This window comes from Romboutsia sp., assembly GCF_056995035.1.
The window spans coordinates 169,509-188,001 of record NZ_JBXKIW010000074.1; the positions used below are offsets into that span (position 1 = coordinate 169,509).

The 18,493-nt window shown below is 28.4% G+C and carries 15 protein-coding genes and 1 pseudogene; 14 read left to right on the top strand and 2 right to left on the bottom strand.

The window, feature by feature from the left end:
* Nucleotides 1-165 precede the first annotated feature (165 nt).
* Both katG and AC11VW_RS12210 read left to right on the top strand, forming a co-directional pair.
* Nucleotides 166-2,367, top strand: coding sequence for a catalase/peroxidase HPI (katG, locus tag AC11VW_RS12205; RefSeq protein ID WP_484301698.1), 2,202 nt, complete (start codon nt 166-168; stop codon nt 2,365-2,367).
* 66 nt (nt 2,368-2,433) lie between these two features.
* Nucleotides 2,434-2,856: a YbaN family protein gene (locus AC11VW_RS12210; protein ID WP_484301699.1), complete on the top strand. Its 423-nt coding sequence runs from the start codon at nt 2,434-2,436 to the stop codon at nt 2,854-2,856.
* Nucleotides 2,857-3,167: 311 nt separating this feature from the next.
* Here the strand turns inward: AC11VW_RS12210 and AC11VW_RS12215 are convergent, their stop codons facing one another.
* On the bottom strand, nt 3,168-3,872 hold the full coding sequence (locus AC11VW_RS12215; RefSeq protein WP_484301700.1) for an N-acetylmuramoyl-L-alanine amidase: 705 nt from the start codon (nt 3,870-3,872) through the stop codon (nt 3,168-3,170).
* A gap of 575 nt (nt 3,873-4,447) precedes the next feature.
* Between AC11VW_RS12215 and AC11VW_RS12220 the strand changes: the two are divergent.
* The 6 genes and pseudogenes from AC11VW_RS12220 (at nt 4,448) to AC11VW_RS12245 (ending at nt 10,978) form a co-directional block, all read left to right on the top strand.
* Nucleotides 4,448-6,289: pseudogene (locus AC11VW_RS12220) on the top strand (sensor histidine kinase).
* Between the two features lie 118 nt (nt 6,290-6,407).
* Nucleotides 6,408-6,551, top strand: coding sequence for a hypothetical protein (locus AC11VW_RS12225; protein WP_484301701.1), 144 nt, complete (start codon nt 6,408-6,410; stop codon nt 6,549-6,551).
* 50 nt (nt 6,552-6,601) lie between these two features.
* Nucleotides 6,602-7,798: a PucR family transcriptional regulator gene (locus AC11VW_RS12230; protein ID WP_484301702.1), complete on the top strand. Its 1,197-nt coding sequence runs from the start codon at nt 6,602-6,604 to the stop codon at nt 7,796-7,798.
* Between the two features lie 91 nt (nt 7,799-7,889).
* Complete coding sequence (locus tag AC11VW_RS12235; RefSeq protein WP_484301703.1) at nt 7,890-8,882, top strand: ornithine cyclodeaminase family protein; 993 nt, start codon at nt 7,890-7,892, stop codon at nt 8,880-8,882.
* A gap of 22 nt (nt 8,883-8,904) precedes the next feature.
* Nucleotides 8,905-10,047, top strand: coding sequence for an aminotransferase (locus tag AC11VW_RS12240; protein ID WP_484301704.1), 1,143 nt, complete (start codon nt 8,905-8,907; stop codon nt 10,045-10,047).
* Nucleotides 10,031-10,978 carry a DMT family transporter gene (locus tag AC11VW_RS12245; protein WP_484301705.1) on the top strand — a complete coding sequence of 316 codons (948 nt, stop codon included), beginning with the start codon at nt 10,031-10,033 and terminating at the stop codon, nt 10,976-10,978. The genes AC11VW_RS12240 and AC11VW_RS12245 overlap by 17 nt, the downstream gene beginning before the upstream one ends.
* 164 nt (nt 10,979-11,142) lie before the next feature.
* Here AC11VW_RS12245 and AC11VW_RS12250 read toward each other — a convergent pair whose 3' ends face one another.
* A complete protein-coding gene (locus AC11VW_RS12250; RefSeq protein ID WP_484301706.1) occupies nt 11,143-11,784 on the bottom strand; it encodes a lactate utilization protein in 642 nt (213 codons plus the stop codon).
* Nucleotides 11,785-11,893: 109 nt separating this feature from the next.
* Here AC11VW_RS12250 and AC11VW_RS12255 point away from each other — a divergent pair, with 109 nt between their 5' ends.
* From AC11VW_RS12255 to AC11VW_RS12280, 6 genes are all read left to right on the top strand, one after another.
* Nucleotides 11,894-12,022: a hypothetical protein gene (locus AC11VW_RS12255; protein WP_484301707.1), complete on the top strand. Its 129-nt coding sequence runs from the start codon at nt 11,894-11,896 to the stop codon at nt 12,020-12,022.
* A 207-nt stretch (nt 12,023-12,229) separates the two neighbouring features.
* Nucleotides 12,230-12,595: a DUF2089 family protein gene (locus AC11VW_RS12260; protein WP_484301708.1), complete on the top strand. Its 366-nt coding sequence runs from the start codon at nt 12,230-12,232 to the stop codon at nt 12,593-12,595.
* 22 nt (nt 12,596-12,617) lie between these two features.
* On the top strand, nt 12,618-12,989 hold the full coding sequence (locus AC11VW_RS12265) for an SHOCT-like domain-containing protein (RefSeq protein WP_484301709.1): 372 nt from the start codon (nt 12,618-12,620) through the stop codon (nt 12,987-12,989).
* Between the two features lie 61 nt (nt 12,990-13,050).
* Nucleotides 13,051-13,329 (top strand): hypothetical protein, encoded by a 279-nt coding sequence (locus tag AC11VW_RS12270; RefSeq protein WP_484301710.1) that lies wholly within the window; start codon nt 13,051-13,053, stop codon nt 13,327-13,329.
* Nucleotides 13,330-13,625: 296 nt separating this feature from the next.
* Complete coding sequence (locus AC11VW_RS12275; protein ID WP_484301711.1) at nt 13,626-14,183, top strand: nitroreductase family protein; 558 nt, start codon at nt 13,626-13,628, stop codon at nt 14,181-14,183.
* Nucleotides 14,184-14,472: 289 nt separating this feature from the next.
* A complete protein-coding gene (locus tag AC11VW_RS12280) occupies nt 14,473-18,321 on the top strand; it encodes an acyl-CoA dehydratase activase (RefSeq protein ID WP_484301712.1) in 3,849 nt (1,282 codons plus the stop codon).
* Nucleotides 18,322-18,493 lie beyond the last annotated feature (172 nt).

Sequence of the window (18,493 nt, forward strand, 5' to 3'; positions counted from 1 at the left end):
AAGGTCTTGGCAACGGGAACTGATGAAGAGACTAGATTAATTTATAGTCTTTTTTATATACAAATAAATAAACAATATGTCCCCATATTTAAAAAAGTATAATCAAAAGAATACTCACATATTATTTAATTAAATATGTAATATTCAAGGGGGGATAATCACTATATGAGAGAAATAAGATGCCCATTTACAGGCAAAACAAGTAACTCTACACCAATGAATAGAAGCTCAGACAACAATATGTGCTCAGATCCACTAAATCTAGATAGTCTTCATCAAAACTCAAATCTTAGTAACCCAATGGGACCTAGGTATAATTATGCGAAAGAATTCTCTAAACTGGATTATTACGCATTAAAAAAAGACTTATATGACTTAATGACAGACTCAAAGGATTGGTGGCCAGCGGATTATGGTCATTATGGACCATTCTTTATTCGTATGGCATGGCATAGTGCAGGAACATACAGAATAGGTGATGGTAGAGGTGGAGGAGGAGATGGATCTCAAAGACTTACACCAATAGATAGTTGGCCTGACAACATAAACTTAGATAAAGCTCGTAGATTAATTTGGCCAATCAAACAAAAATATGGAAACAAAATATCATGGGCAGATCTTATGATATTAACAGGTAACTGTGCTTTTGAATCAATGGGACTTAAAACAATTGGATTTGCTGGTGGGCGTGAAGATGTTTGGGAACCACAAGATATTTATTGGGGAAATCAAGAAGAGATGCTTTCAAGCAATAAAAACCCTAAAACTGGTAACATTGAAAATCCACTTGCTGCTGTTCAAATGGGATTAATTTATGTAAACCCAGAAGGACCTGATGGAAAACCTGATCCAGTTGGTTCTGCAAAAGATGTTAGAGAAAGTTTTTTACGTATGGCTATGAATGATGAAGAAACTGTAGCACTTATAGCTGGGGGTCATACATTTGGTAAGTGTCATGGAGCAGCATCTCCTACATATGTTGGTCTGCCACCTGATGAGGCTAGTATTGAAGAACAAGGACTTGGTTGGAAAAATAGTTATAAAACAGGTAAGGGTATAGATACAATCAGTAGTGGAATTGAAGGTGCATGGAAACCAAATCCAACAACATGGGATATGGGGTATTTTAAAACATTATTTAAGTATGATTGGGAATTAGTAAAAAGTCCTGCTGGAGCATATCAATGGAGAGCTAAAAATGTGCGTGAAGAAGATATGATAATAGATGCACATGATAAATCAAAAAAACATCCTCCTATGATGACAACCGCAGATTTAGCTATTTTATATGATCCAATGTATAATAAAATTGCTAAAGAATATTTAAATAATCCTAATAAATTCACTGATGACTTTGCTCGTGCTTGGTTTAAATTAACACATCGTGATATGGGTCCTCTTTCAAGATATCTTGGACCAGAAGTTCCTAAGGAAGAATTTATATGGCAAGATCCTGTGCCAAAAGCTGATTATAAAATGGTTAATGAAGATGATATTAAATACCTTAAAAAGAAAATATCAGATTCTAAGTTAACAATACCTCAACTTGTTTATACAGCCTGGTCATCGGCATCTACATTTAGAGGTTCTGATAAACGTGGTGGTGCAAATGGAGCTAGAATTCGTCTTGAGCCACAAAGGTCCTGGGAAGTTAATGAACCAGAACAATTAGATTATGTTTTAAAAATTCTTGAACAAATAAAGAAAGACTTTGATTCTTCACAGACACAAAATAAAAAGGTATCTTTAGCAGATATGATTGTTCTTTGTGGATGTGTAGGTATTGAAGAAGCAGCGAAAAATGCTGGATATAAAATCAGAGTGCCTTTTATACCAGGGCGTACAGATGCATCACAATCACAAACTGATATTGAATCATTTGCAGTACTTGAACCAAAAGCAGATGGATTTAGAAATTATGTAAAACAAAAATACTCAGTATCAGAAGAAGAAATGTTAATTGACCGTGCACAACTTTTAACTTTGACTGCTCCTGAGATGACAGTTTTATTAGGTGGTATGCGTGTATTAAATGCAAACTATGAACAATCTGAATATGGAGTTTTCACAAATAGACCAGAAGCTCTTACTAACGATTTCTTCGTAAATCTTTTAGATATGAATTTAGTTTGGACACAAGACCCAGACAATGAAAGAATATATGAAGGACGAGATAGAGAAAGTGGAAAGTTAAAGTGGAGAGGAACAAGAGTAGATTTAATATTTGGATCTAATTCTCAACTTCGTGCTATTTCAGAAGTATATGCAAGTGAAGGTTCTCAAGGTAAATTCATAAAAGATTTTGTGAGTGCTTGGAATAAAGTAATGAATGCAGATCGTTTTGATATAGATAAATCTAAAAAATAGAATAATATTACCAATAATAAAGGGCAGTTTTCTGCCCTTTATCTTTATTCTAAGGAGGTCGTAGTGATGAAATTAAATTGTATAAAAAAAACTATATATATTTTTTTTGGAACATTATCATTAGTTTTAGGGGTAACTGGTATATTTATTCCTGTACTTCCTACAACTCCATTTCTACTGCTTGCTTCAGTATGCTATCTTAGAAGCTCTAAAACAATGTATGATTGGCTAATTAACAATAAAATGCTAGGAAAGTATATATATTGTTACATGAATTATAAGGCTATTCCTGAAACTACAAAAATTGGAGCAATAATTTTTCTATGGTCAACATTAAGTATTTCTATATTACTTATGCAATCAATGTACATTAAAATGTTTTTAGTTCTAGTTGGTATAGCTGTGACATGGCATGTAACTACCATAAAGACTTTGAGTGTTGAGGAACTTAAAGAGCTTAACAATTTGTATCCCAATCAAAAATATTGATTATTTTTAAAAAATTATTATACGTTAAAATTCACTGAATAGATTGTAAAATTTGTGGATAAAAGTATAAATTTAAATAGTGGGTATTATTTATGCGAATCATCTCCACCATTGAAATTCATGAAAGGGGGTTGTCTCAAAATGATTTTTATAATCATTAGAGACTTTAATCTCTATTAGGTTAACGGCTATGGGTCTCCCCACATAATGAGCTATACCCCCTTAGTACTGACCCAAATTTCTATCTAAATATATAAATAAAAAATCTCTTAGGTTAAAATATTTCATATCTAAGAGATTTATAATATGTGTTATTCTTTTTTATAAACAGCTATAAATGCATTATCAACGCCTAAATCTTTTAATTGTTCTACTTTTTCTTCTGCATAAACTTTATTATTAAAAGATCCACAAACTACTCTATAAAAAGTTTCACTATCATTTATTGGTGGATTTATTGGTGGATTATTGGGTATTTCTGGTTTATATTCTATATTTAAATATTTACATATACCTTTTGCAATCCCTAATGCTAAATCATCTTGTTTTTTAGTAAGAATTTTAATATCATCAACATTATCTATAAAACCTAATTCTATCAAACAAGCTCTCATATTCGTATTTTTTATTACATAAAATCCAGCAGTCTTTACTCCTCTATTAGCATTATAAGCTTTTGTATTTAAAACTTGTGAATGTACTTCTTTTGCTAAATTAGATGTATTTGAGCTTGTTGAAAAAGTCTCTAGTCCATAAGCTGCATTATTAAAAGCATTACAATGTATTGAAATGAAGCAATCTGCTTTCCATGTATTTGCCATATTAGTTCTTGAACCTAAAGATAATGTTTTATCACTATCTCTACTTAACTTTATATCCAATCCTTGCTTCTTTAATAATATTTCAACCTTTTTTGAAACTTGTAAATTAATATCTTTTTCTAAAATATTATTAATTCCAACAGCTCCACTATCTGTTCCTCCATGACCTGGATCTATAAATACTTTTTTAGACATAAAATCACTCCTATTAAAATATATAACCTTAGTATAAAATATTAAATTTAAGAACTTTTGTTACAAATTAATTAATATGCTTTACATGATTTGTAACTTTCTATCATTTTTTCGATAAAATAAACTATCATCAAAAAAATTTAATCGGTGATCTCAAATTAAACAAGCTATCAAACTATTGACATACATTGATATATCTTAGGTTGACAGCTATGGGCTATAGGTGGAGATAGATATTAAATAGTTGAAAAATATGATTATAGCATTTTTATTTTCTGTATCAATAAATATAACTATAAAGAGCAATACCTTAAGAAGAGATCATGATAGCATACGATTACAACAGATCTTCATTTTTTCAATATTTTTACTAATTTTAAAATATAATATAACAAATCATTGATTTTTCTATTATAATATAATAGGACATATTTTTGTATAAAAGCTTATTTTGTATATAAAAAAAAGGTTTTCTGTTTTCGTGTCTAATTTATGTATCTATTAAAATATATAAATATTATGATTTATATGTTAAAGAAAGGAATAAATAAATGAAAAGTTTAAAGAAAAAAATAATGATTCCTGTATTTTTATTATCTATAATAGGTACTTTGATATTGTCTTTTTTCGTATATATTAAATCTAAAGATATAATAATTAATTACGTTGAACAGTTAACTCAAAGTAAGGCTGAAAAATTAGCATCTCATGTTGAAGATAATCTAGAAAAATGGAAGTCAAAAGTAAATATGCTTGCTTCAATGGATTCAGCAAAAAATATGGATTATGAAGGATTTAAAGAATATCTTTATAATCATGAAGAATTGTATGATAAACAATGCGAGTTGTTTTTTATTAATGATATAAAAGGTGATTATGTATCTCTTAATGGGGCTAAAGGTAATGTTGCAGATAGAAAATATTTCCGTGAAGCTATAAATAGTGGAAATACAACTGTTTCAGAACCTATAATATCAAGAATTACCGGAAATCGTATTGTTGTTATTGCTACACCTATTAAAGATGATAATGGAAATATTATAGGTCTGGTTGGAGTAGATGTAAATCTATCTGCTATTACAGATATGATTAATGATGAAAAACTAGGAACTAGTGGTTATGCATATATGATTAGCAAAGATGGTTTAATAATTGCTCATCCAAATAAGAATTTTATATATAAACATAATATATTAAATGATAAAAATAAAGATGTTGTTGATGTGGGTAAAAAAATGATAAATGGAGAAGTAGGAATAAAATATTATGAAGATAATGGTATAAAAAAAATAGATTCTTATATGCCTATAAAATCCACAGGATGGTCTATAGGAATGAGTGCTAATTATGATAATGAAACTAATAGTATAGGGATATTAAGAAATTATATGTTATTAATAGGAATTGGTACTATGATTTTAATTCTAGTATTATTAAATTATCTTACGGATAACTTAGTTAAACCTATTAATAAGTTAAAAAGACATATGGAAATAGCTACTAAAGGAGATTTATCAGTTGAATGTGATATACATAACGAAGATGAAATAGGTGTACTTTCAAAAAGTTTTAATAAATTGATAAAAGAAAATAAAAAACTATTAGAAGAAACAATTGAATATGATAGGTTAAAGACTGAATTTTTCTCTAATATATCTCATGAATTAAAAACACCACTAAATATAATTTTTTCTACAACACAATTATTACCTTTATATACTAAAAATGACAATGAAAACTTTGAAGTTACAAAAATTAATAAACACATAAATATAATGAAGCAAAATTGTTATAGACTATTAAGATTAGTTAATAACTTAATTGACATTACCAAAATAGATTCTGGATTTACAGAACTGAATTTGCAGAATGAAAATATTGTAGAAGTTATTGAAAATATAACTTTATCTACTGTTGAATATGCAAAAAGTAAGTCAAGAACAATTATATTTGATACAGATGTAGAAGAAAAAATTATAGCTTTTGATCCAGAACAAATGGAAAGGGTTATTTTAAATCTTATTTCGAATGCTATTAAATTTACAAAACCCAATGATGAAATACAAGTTAAAATTTGTGATGGAATAGATAATATTATAATTTCTGTACAAGATACAGGTATAGGAATACCAAAAGAAAAACAGAAAATGATTTTTGAAAGATTTAGGTAAGTTGACTATTTATTATATAGAAGATATGAGGGAAGTGGAATAGGTTTGTCTCTCGTTAAATCTCTAATTCAAATGCATGATGGTAAAATTTGTGTTAAAAGTGAATGTGAAAAAGGAACAGAGTTTATTATTGAATTACCTATTAAAACTATTGTTGAAGAAGATGATGTATATATAGTAAATGATTTTTCTGAAAAAAGTAATATAGAAAAAATTAACATTGAATTTTCAGATATATACGAATAGTAATTAGATTAATTGAGATAAAGGTGTCGTTAAATACGACACCTTTTTTAGGTGTACCCGCCATAGGAAACAACTTAACGTTGAAATTCCTTTGCAGGCTTGGTAGTGGGAACTGCATATGAGGCTTACTAGAAATAAAAAGCAGTGCAAAGATTCTACATTAAGAACATTTATAAAATCTAATAAGTTAGGTTTTTACGTTGATGAATATAATGTTATTGTAGAGTGTTTGATGGAAATATATTATAATACAAGTAATTAGAACTAAACTTGAAGCGTACTTAGAATTATAAAAGTAACAGGAGGATAAAGATGATAACTATTTTCGAGATTGCAAAAAATAGTAGTTTGAAAAAATTTTCTATAATATGTGGATTAACAGGACTTGAAAATGAAGTTTTAAAAACTGGTATTATAGATTATGAATTCGCCATTGAGGGATTTGTTGAAAATAATAAACCTTTTGAATATGGTGATTTTTTAATTTCTAGTCTTATGTTTACTAATGGAGATGAGACTGCGTTGTATTTGATGGTGGAAAAACTTATCAAACTTAGAGTAAGTGGTTTAGCTATAAAGGATGTGTTTTTTAAAACCATTCCAAAAGAAGTAATAAAGCTTTGTAATGAAAATTCATTTCCAATAATTGTATTTGATAATACAGTTTATTTTGAAGAAATAATCAATGAAATAGATCATAGCCTTCAAGTTTCAGACTGGATTAATCAACATGAAGCCAAAATAGACATACTAATAAATCAGGAATTGTCCAGATATGAAATTGAGACAATCTCTAGAGATATGGGAATACATAAGAATAATTATGCTGTTGCGTATTATATGAATCCTAAAAAGCTTATTAGCCATATGAGTATGAAAAAAACTATTAAAAATTATTCAAAACACCCATACCGAAATCCAAATAGCTTTTTACTGAAGTTTAAGAATAGCTTTATAATAATTGTTACATCGAAGGACTCTAACCTTAAAAAATATGAAGTGGATTTTAATGAAATACTATACTTAACGGGTATAAGAGCAGATGATTTTAGTATTGGTATTAGCGTTATACATAATGTTATAAGTGAAATTGATTTGTGTTTTAAAGAAGCTTTATGGAGTTGTCAAATAGCTGAAATTATATCAGAAGAACGCAAGAAATTTTCTGAAATTGGTTCTTGGAATTTAGTAATTAGTAATCAAAACTCTAAGTATCTTATGAGATATATGGAAAATTATTTAAATCCAATTTTGAAGGATACCTCTGATTTATCAAAAGACTTGCTTGAAACTACAGTTTCATATATAAAATGTGAAGGTAATATAAAATTAACAGCTAAATCACTTAATATACATGAAAATACTCTTAGATACAGATTGAACAAAATACGTGAAAAACTTTGCCCTAATGTAAATGACTATGTTTTTTATGAGAATACATCACTAGCAATAAAAGTGCTTTTATTAAATAATCAAAAAATTAAGAAGTCACTATATTTTTGTGAATAAACACAAAAGTAGTGACTTTTTTTGTATTTTTAAACAATGGATGTATTCCTTAACAAGAATATAATTAAATTAAAGAAAGAGAGGAGATTAAATGGAAAAAATATATATTTTATCTGAAAATGATACTAAAGAATTGTTAAAAATGGATGAGGTTATTGAAGCAGTCGAAAATGTATACAAAGAAAAATTTAGTGGAAGTGGGAAAGTATTTCCAATGATTTTCCATGAGTTTGAAAGAGGTGTTGCAGATATGGATATAAAGTCTGGAACCCTTGATAATATGGGAGTATATGGACTTAAATTGGTTTCTTGGTTTGGAGAAAATGCATCAAAAGGATTGCCACAGCTTACAGGAGTTGTTATGTTATTTGATAGAAATAATGGTTTACCACTTGGAGTTATCAATGCAGAGCACATGACAGGAATGAGAACTGGTGCAGCAGGAGCTATTGGTGCAAAGTATATGGCAAGAAAAGATTCAAAGGTGATGCTTATGGTTGGAGCAGGTCATCAAGCTTCTTATCAAATTAGAGCTATGCAGTGTGTATTTGGGGATTTAGAGAAAATTATGGTTTATGATCCAATAAATTTTGAAGGTGCTCAAAAGTTTGTAGATGATTTCAAATATAAGTTAGATAAAGTAGAGTACATTTCGGTAAAAGATTTAGAGACAGCTACAAAGGAAGCAGATATAATTGTTACAGCTACACCGTCTAGAGAAGCTATGATAATGAAGGAATGGGTAAAAAAAGGAACACATTTCAGTTGTATAGGCTCTGATATGGAAGGAAAGCAGGAGATTGATGAAGGAATCCTAAAAATTTCCAAATTAGTTTGCGATGATATCACACAATCTGTTAATGTAGGCGAATTTGAAATGGGTATTAAAAAAGGGATAATTAAAAAGTCTGACATAATGTGTGAAATTGGAGATATATTAGCAGGTAAATGCAATTGTAGAACCTGTGATGAGGACATTACTGTTTACGATTCAACGGGTATTGGATTACAAGATATAGCAGTTGGATTTATGGCTATAAATAAGGCTAAAGAAAATGAGCTTAATAGATTTGCAGAATTTTAGTATACAGAAGGGAATGTGAATTATGAAAATTAGAGATTTTGGGGTGGAAATGTGGATGGCAAGATATGAAAATGAAGCTGTCTATAATATTGCAGAAACTTGTGTAGAATCAATAACAGTAGAAGAGCTACTTACTATGGCAGGGATGAAGGATGAAGCATTTGATACAATAAGCAAGATGAAAATGACATATGGAGCTATTGAAGGAACAAATGAATTAAGGTCTGAAATATGCAAATTATACAAGAATGTTGAAATAGATAATATAACAATAACTCATGGAGCCATAGGTGCAAATTCCTTAGTTTATGATGTGATTGTAGAGCCAGGGGATCATGTGATTAGTGTACTTCCAACATATCAGCAACACTATTCTATACCTGAATCATTAGGTGCAGATGTAGATATACTACCTCTTAGATGGGAAAATGACTTTATTGTAGATATTGAAGAATTAAAATCACTAATTAAACCAAATACAAAAATAATAAGTATCAACAATCCAAATAATCCTACAGGAACAGTGATGGAAATTGACTTGTTAACTCAAATAGCAGAAGTTGCAAGAAGTGTTGGGGCATATGTACTCTGTGATGAGGTTTATCGTGGACTAGACCACAATAAAGGATTTACGGCATCTATTGTAGATGTTTATGAGAAAGGGATAAGTACTGCAAGTCTTTCAAAAACATTTTCTCTTGCAGGCCTTAGAATTGGTTGGGTAACAGCTCCTAAAGAAATAATAGTAAATGCAAATAAAAGAAGAGATTATAATATAATAAGTTGTGGTAAGATTGATGATTATCTTGCTACTATTGCATTGAAAAATAAGGATAAGATACTTGTTAGAAATCGTTCAATTTTAAAAAGAAATCTAGAAATACTTGATAAATGGGTAAAAGACTTAGACTATATAGACTATGTTAAACCTAAGGGAGGAACTACAGCATTTCTAAAGTATAATATAGATATTGACTCAGAAGAACTATGTACAGATTTATTAGAAAAAACAGGAGTGATGCTAGTTCCAGGTAAAGCTTTTGACATGGAAGGTTATGTAAGATTAGGATACGGCAATAGCACTGAGGTATTAATACAAGGTCTTGATAGATTTAAAAAATATCTTAATGAAAATAGTGAATTAGCTTATGCAATTTCAAGATAAGGAAATAAAGTCATATAAAGTTCAAGCAATCACTGGATTATTTTTAGTAGCTATAATATGGGGATCAACTTTTACTGCCAACAAGATAGCACTGGATAGTCTTACTCCTATGAGTCTTATGTCAGTTAGATTTATGATTGCATTTTTAACTATGTTAATTATTTTTAGAAAGAAGTTTTTAAATATAAATATAAAAAAATGTATGGGTGGAATATTCTCCGGGATTTCTCTTTTTATAGGATTTATTTTACAGACCTATGGACTTTTGTATACAGATGCTGGGAAACAAGCTTTTTTAAGTGGAGCATATGTTATTGTAGTTCCATTTTTAACATGGTTAGTTTCAAAAAAACAACCAAAACTTAAAACATATATAGGTTCATTATTGTGTTTCTATGGTATATCACTTGTATCTTTAAATGTAGATATGAGCATTAATATTGGTGATATATTAACTATATTAAGTAGTGTATTCTTTGCAGCCCAGATCGTAATAGCAGGGTATTATATAGAAAGAGAAGATGCAGCGGTGATGGCAACTGTTCAGTTTGGAGTCATGGGAGTACTTTCTACATTAGTTGTAATAGTTATTAAGGACATGAGTTTTATGACAGTATTTACGAAGGTATTTTCATTTAGTAGTTTATCAGTAGTATATCTTGGAGTACTCGGAACGGCTACTGCTTATTATGTGCAGATACTTTGTCAAAAACATACAAATACTACCACAACATCAATTATACTAAGTATGGAGGCTGTATTTGGTGCCTTGATTGCAGTTTTAGTACTTAAAGACGTGTTTACAATTAAAATGTTATTTGGTGCTATTGTAATTCTATTTTCAATACTTATTAGTGAAATAGATATTTCATTAAACAAAATATGTAATGCAATAAAGAGTAATATAATAAAAAGTTTTAATTCAAAATAAAAAATTGTAGAAAATGATTATTCATATCTACAAAATTAAATAGTGGGTATTATTTTTACGATTCGTCTCCACCATTGAAATCCACGAATTAGGTATTGACTAAATAGCCAATACCTTTTTTTATTTAGAAGAAATATAGCAAAGAGTAACCGCAAATAATAAAATTAATAGCCTAAATTTTCTCCTACAATAATTACTTTGATTTTGTCTTTTGGTTTACAAATCCTTAAGGTAACCATAGAGGCGCATATAGAATCTTGTGATATACAGTCTGCACATTCTCCAGTTATTCTACATGGTGTTTTTGCATTAGCAAAGCGTTGGCAGTTTATTGGAGAAGCAATATTTCTTACGCGTTTCATTGCATCTTCAGCTGTTTTGACCACTTTATTTATTCCAACAATTACAATAATATTTTTAGGCCCAAAAATAAGTGAAGCTGCTCGATTTCCTGTTCCATCAATTAGACAGAGTTGGCCATCCTCACTTATTGCATTTACACTCGTTAAATATGTATCTGAAAAATAATGTTCTCTTGCATAATCAGGCCAGTCTTCAGCTGAAACGGTATCCCTATCGTAGACTACATAATTTTCTTCTTTTACCTTTTTAGTTAAACCAATTGAACGAATAGTATCAGAGCCCCCCCAAGTAACACTGTTACCCTCAGGTATCAATGCTAATGCTTGTTTTACAGCATCTTCTTTATTTGGACAATAGCATGCCCAAAACTGACGGCTATTCAATGTCTTTACCAAACTTTCACCTAATTTTTGATTTCTTTCCTGTTGTGGTGATGTATTCATTTATCATTTCCCCTTTTTCTTTTGATTTATTTAGTGCTATAATCAGTATAAATACTAGTGAATAAATATGCAACTACGAACATTTTTATGCCCTACATAGGAGAATTTTATGTCAGAGAATAAAGAGCAAGAAGTTATTAATGAGAGAAACTGCGTGATGATATATACTAAAAAAGACTCTCAGTTACCTAAGGAAGTATCCACATTAAGATACTTCTTTTCTATTGCCACAAATTAAATTGTGGCATCATATCTCTATAGAATTAATGCTAATATCCAAAATTTAAACTGCGAATTAATATATTTAATATAATAATTGAAAAATTTAATATAATGATTAAAAATTTTTAAATATTTGAATATATAAATTAAAATATTTGATTTAAATATTGATTAATCTGAAATTTGGTGCTATTATGAAAATATAGCAAACGGGAGGAAATTTATGTCATATAAATTAATAAGCAAATGTCCAATCTGCAGTGATAATCTAAAGGTTGTTAAGCTTAAATGCAATAAATGCAGCACTGTAATCGAAAATGAATTTGAACTTTCTAAGTTTGAATACTTGGGAGAAGATCATCTTAACTTTATGGAAGTATTCTTAAAGTGTCGAGGAAATATTAAGGATGTTGAAAAAGAGTTGGGTATATCCTATCCAACTGTAAGGGCTAAGCTTGATGAAGTTATTTCTGCTCTTGGTTATACCTTGGTAAAAAAACCTACAGCTGATAATAAAGAAATACTTGATCTTCTTGAAAAAGGAGAAATTTCAGCTGATCAAGCTCTAAAAATGATGAAAGAAAATTAAAATAAGAAAGGGCGGTTAAAAAATGAAAGAGGAAATTAGAAGAATTTTTAAAATGATTGAAGACGGGAAAATTGATTCTGATAAGGCTGTGGAACTTATTGATGCTATTAACAAGTCTGCTGAGTCACAACAGTCACCTGTATCAAGAAATTCAGAGAAAATGCTTAGAGTTAGAGTACTATCGTCTACAGAGGATACTGTAAATGTAAATGTGCCGATTAAGTTTTTGAAGGCAATAGGAAATGCTGTTAATAATATTAAGATACCAGGCATTTCAGATCAAGAGGGAATAGATATAAGAATGATTATGGACGCAATTGATTCAGGGCTTGAGGGAAAAATAGTGGATGTAAAAAGTAGCAATGGAGACATAGTTGAAGTTACCATAGAATAATATGCTGCTAATTGGTAGCTAAAGCTAAGGTGAATATGCTTAATCGTGGCATATTTATTAAATGAAAGGAAGAATAAAGTTGAAGATTTATGTAAAGCTTGACAGTGGAAGAAGCTTTAAAATACTGGTACCAATAGGTATTGTGAAGGCAGCTCTTGGCTTTGGAGGCTTTGGAGTATCATTTGTTAAAAGGTATATCCCTGAAGAGCAAAGACAATATATTGATAGTATTGATTTTAAGGAGCTTAGAAAAGGTATTGATGTTTTAAGGGACTATAAAGGATTAACAATGGTGGATGTAAAAGCTGGAGACAAAACAGAGGTAAAAGTAGTTATTTAAGAAATAGATTTCATAGATTTGTATACTAGCCTTCATTGGATAATAGTGCAATATGTACTATTATCCAATGGGGGCTAGAGTTTTGTAAGGATATTTTTATAGGTAAGTGGAGATATTGATTTATGTGTCATATGTTACTGAAAATTTGGTATATATAATGTAGAATATGAATGGAATATACACAAGGTCAACGTTGTAAATGTTTTGTGATTTAATATCACTAAAATTTTAGCTGAAAGTATTCAGATAGATGAATTTACAAATTTAGGCCAATACTTAATTAAGGAGATGCGAGTATGAACGTACATGATTTAATACTTAACAGAAGAAGCACTCGAAAATTTACAGATGAAAAGCCTAGTAAACAACAATTGGAAAAATTAATAAATGCTGCAATATATGCACCAAATCCAGAAGACACAGAACCTTGGCATTTTACTGTAATTCAAAATCAAGATTTGATAGATGAACTTAGCATAGAAACAAAAAAAGCTTGTATTGAAACTGAGATAGATGATTTAGTTAAAATGGGGAAAAATGAAAAATATAATCCGTTTTACAATGCAAATACGTTAATAGTAGTTTCCGCTAGATCAGATATAAAACCTCATAGTTTATATTCAGCAGGAGCTGCAACGCAAAATATACTTTTAGCAGCAGAGGATATGGGGCTTAGTACTTGTTGGGTTGGTTGGTTAGGTTGGCTTATGAAATCAGAAACAGGACAGAAATATAAAGAAGTATTAGGTCTACCAAATGGATATGAAGTTTTATATCCTATATTAGTTGGATATAGATATACTGATATACCAATGAAAGAAAGAAATAAAAATAAAGTTACATATATATATTAGATTGAATCTATATTAAAACAATCAAGGCTGTAATCTATCATAAAGATTATAGCCTTGATTATTTTAAGACAATCTTGAAAGTCTCAAACTCGTAAGAGCTAACTTCAGTAGTAAGTGTCTTATAAAAATCATTAAGAGTTTGTTCTATAAATTCAGTATATTTTGTTAAATATTAATTAAATTTTTACAAAATATTTAAAGTGTATCCTATGATACAGAATTCATAATTAAATTATACTATAATAAATTCAGACAGCTAATAATAATCATTATCAATGAGAGGTGAATTATGAATAAATTAGGAATTGACATAGGTTATTCAACATTTAAATATATTTATTTAGATAATAAAGACAATATAATTGAAAAAGGATATATATTTCATAAAGGTAATATTGAAAAATATTACAATGAATTAATAAATAAAGTTAAATTAAAAAATAAAGACAAAAAGTTAATATTTGGTATAACAGGAAATCTTGCCTCAAGAGTTAATATAGATAAAAAATACTTTATAAACAACAGCATAGCCTTAGTAGAAGGAGCTATGTATAAAAATCAAAAAGTTAAATCTATTATAGAACTTGGAGCTCAAGAAACTAAATATATTACAAATATAGACAAAAGTAAAAATACCAATATAAAATTCTTTATGAATAGTAGTTGTGCTGCTGGAACAGGATCATTTTTAGAGGAACAATCATACAGGTTATCTGTAGATATAAAAGATATTTCTAAACACATTGAAAAAGCAACTAGTATACCAAGAATTGCCGGTAGATGTAGTGTGTTCTCAAAAACTGATATGATACATCACCAACAAGATGGAACAAAGATTGAAGATATATTATTAGGTCTTTGCTATGCACTTGTTAGAAATTATAGAGCAAATGTTATACAAAAAAATCCTATAAAAACACCAGTTATGTTAACTGGAGGTGTTATAAACAATACAGGTGTACTAAAAGCATTAAAAGATGTTTTAAAACTTGAAGAAAAAGACTTAATAGTTGATGAAAATTTTGAACTTATATCATGCTTTGGTGCTTGTAATGTAGCACAAAATAAAGAATTAATCCTAGAATCTAAAGGTTTAGAAAATATGGACAAAGTAGAAAAAATAATAAACAAAAACTCTATTTATCCTAAGTTAGATAAGTTTGGGAATTATGATAGTTTAGACAGACATGTTTGTAAAAGTGATTCAAAAGAAGGTTATCTAGGAATTGATATAGGATCAACTAGTACAAACCTTGTAGTTGTTGATGATGAAAATAAAGTTATAGACTATATTTACACTAAAACAATGGGTAACCCTAAATTAGTAGTTGAAGAATCTTTAAAATTACTTAAAAGTAGGTTAGGAGAAGACTTTAAATTTAAGGGGATTGGTACAACAGGTTCTGCAAGAGAGCTTATAAAAAAAGAATTAAATGCAGACTTTGTTGTAAATGAAATTACAGCTCAAGCAAAAGGGGCAACTATTGTTGATAGTGAAGTAGATACAATATTTGAAATTGGTGGACAGGATTCAAAATATATAAGTATAGAAAATGAAGTAGTAAAAGATTTTGAAATGAACAAAATATGTGCAGCAGGGACTGGAGCATTCATAGAAGAGCAGATAAAAAAACTTGGAATAAAGTTAGAAGATTTTGGAGATTTAGCACTAAAAGGAGAATATCCAAGTAATTTAGGAGATAGATGTACTGTATTTATTGAAGGGAATATAGGAAAAGCCATATCACAAGGAGAAAATATCGAAGATATATCAGCTGGTCTTTCATATTCAATAGTTAAAAACTATTTAAACAGAGTAGTTGGAAATAGAAAAATAGGTAATAAGATATTTTTACAAGGTGGTATAGCTAACAATCAAGCAGTAGTAAATGCATTTAGAGCAATACTTAACAAAGAAATTATAGTACCAGAATTCTTTAGTGTTACAGGAGCATTAGGTGTAGCTGTACTTACTAAAGAAAATATAGCTAAAAACAAAATTATAAAGAGAAATGACTCTATAAATGATAATTTAAAAGAAAAAGGAAAAGAATTATTTTTAAATGAATATAGTGGAAAAATTGATAAAGATAAAAAAACTATAGGAATACCTAGAGTATTATTTATAAATAAAATGTTCCCATTATTTAATGCTATATTTACTAAACTTGGATACAATGTTATTTTATCAGAACTTACAAATGAAGATATAATTAGATTAAGTCAAGAATATTCATTTGAAGAAACTTGTTTCCCTGTAAAACTAATAAATGGGCATGTGGCTACATTACTAGAAAAAAATGTAGATTATATTTTCCTGCCAAGTTTACACACTATGAAACATGAAGGTTCAAAAACTAGAGAAGATTATTCATGTGTTTATATGCAAACATCTCCGAAAATAATTGATACTGTTTTCAATCTAAAAGAAAGAGGTGTTGAATTAATTGCACCAGCATTATCATTTAATTTTGGAAAAGAATATATGATGAAAACTTTCTTACAAATAGGACAACAACTTGGGAAAAATAAAATTGAAACAAGTGCCGCAATAATGTACGGTATGACTAAATTTATGAAATATGGAAAACAATTAGAAGAATTAGGAAAAGAAGTTTTAAATGATATCAATAAAGATGAAAAAGTCTTTGTAATATTAAGTAGAGTGTATAATATAGTAGACCCAACTTTAAATATGGGAATAGAAGATAAGTTAAAGGAATTAGGATATAAAGTACTTCATCTAGGACATCTTGAAATAGATGATATAGAACTTGGTAATGAATATAAAAATATGTACTGGCCATTTGGTCAACACACATTAGCAGGTGTTGAAGTAATTAAGCAAAATAAAAACTTATATCCTATATATATAACAAACCATGGTTGTGGACCTGATACTATTTTAACTCATTACTTTAAAAAAGAGATAAAAGATAAACCATACCTTCATATAGAAGTAGATGAACACTCATCTAAAGTAGGAGTTATGACTAGAGTAGAAGCATTTATAAATTCACTAGATAATTATAAGAGTGAAGCTAATAAAAAAGAAGAGATAAAAATAGAAAATAAGCAAAATAATAATATATTAATTCCAAATATATATCCATATAGCAATGTATTTAAAGCATTTTTAGAGAGAGATGGAAAAAATGTAACTATATTAGATGCAGTTGATAAAAATTCTATTGAATATGGTAAAGAGTTTTCAATTAGTAAAGAGTACTTCTCATCAATAGCTTTAATTGCAGAAGTTATTAATAAGGTTAAAAATAGCACTGATGAATATACACTATACTTACCTACTAATGAAGGAAGTGAAACTTTTGGCCAATATGGAAAACTTATAAGGGATAAGGCTTTAGAAATAAGTAAAAATATTAATTTAGAAGTTCCATTTATAGAAGACTTATTAGGTGATAAATTGTATGGATTAGAATTTTTAAAAGCTATTATTATTTGTGATTTAATAAACTTATTAGATGATAAAAAAGCTAAATTATATTTAGAAAATCTAGTAAAAACAATAAAAGATAATGATTTATCTGATCTTTATTTAAATAAAATATCAAAAGATATAAAAAATGATATACAAGAAGATAAATCTAAAAAGAAATTATTAATTATTGGAGAGCCTTTAGTTGTATATAAAGATTATCTTAATAATAACAAGATAAATGAGTTAAAGGAAAATAACACAATTATAAGACAACCATTAGCAGAGGTTTTATATATGACATGGAAAGATTTCTCTAATAAAAGAAATAAGAAAAATAAAGAATATATAGGTCTATTAAAACAAGCTAAAGAATTAATTGAGAAAACTAATAATATACTAGGTAACAAATCTCCATTTAATGAAGACATAGACTCAATAGATGAAGTATTAAAAGATAAACTACCTATGTATCAAGGTGGATCAGGAAGATATAGACTAGGAAAATTATTTACAGCTAAAAATGTTGATGGAATTATATTAGTAAGTTCAATGTATGAAAATACAGCTACAATACTAAAAATAATTAGAGAAAAATACAAAGAACAAATTAATATACCTTTATTAGACTTATATTTTGATAGTAATATGAACAAAAATAATGATGAGTTAATAGAAACGTTTATAACTTATTTATAAAATAAAAACATATATAAAAAGAAGCTATTGCTTATGATTAATTTAAAATCATTTTGCAATAGCTTCTTTAAACTATACAATTAATTCATATTAGGTTGTGTCATTCAGTTATGAATATGACTAATCAAGTATTAGTTCATAAAGTTTAAGAGTCATAAATTGTTTCGATTAA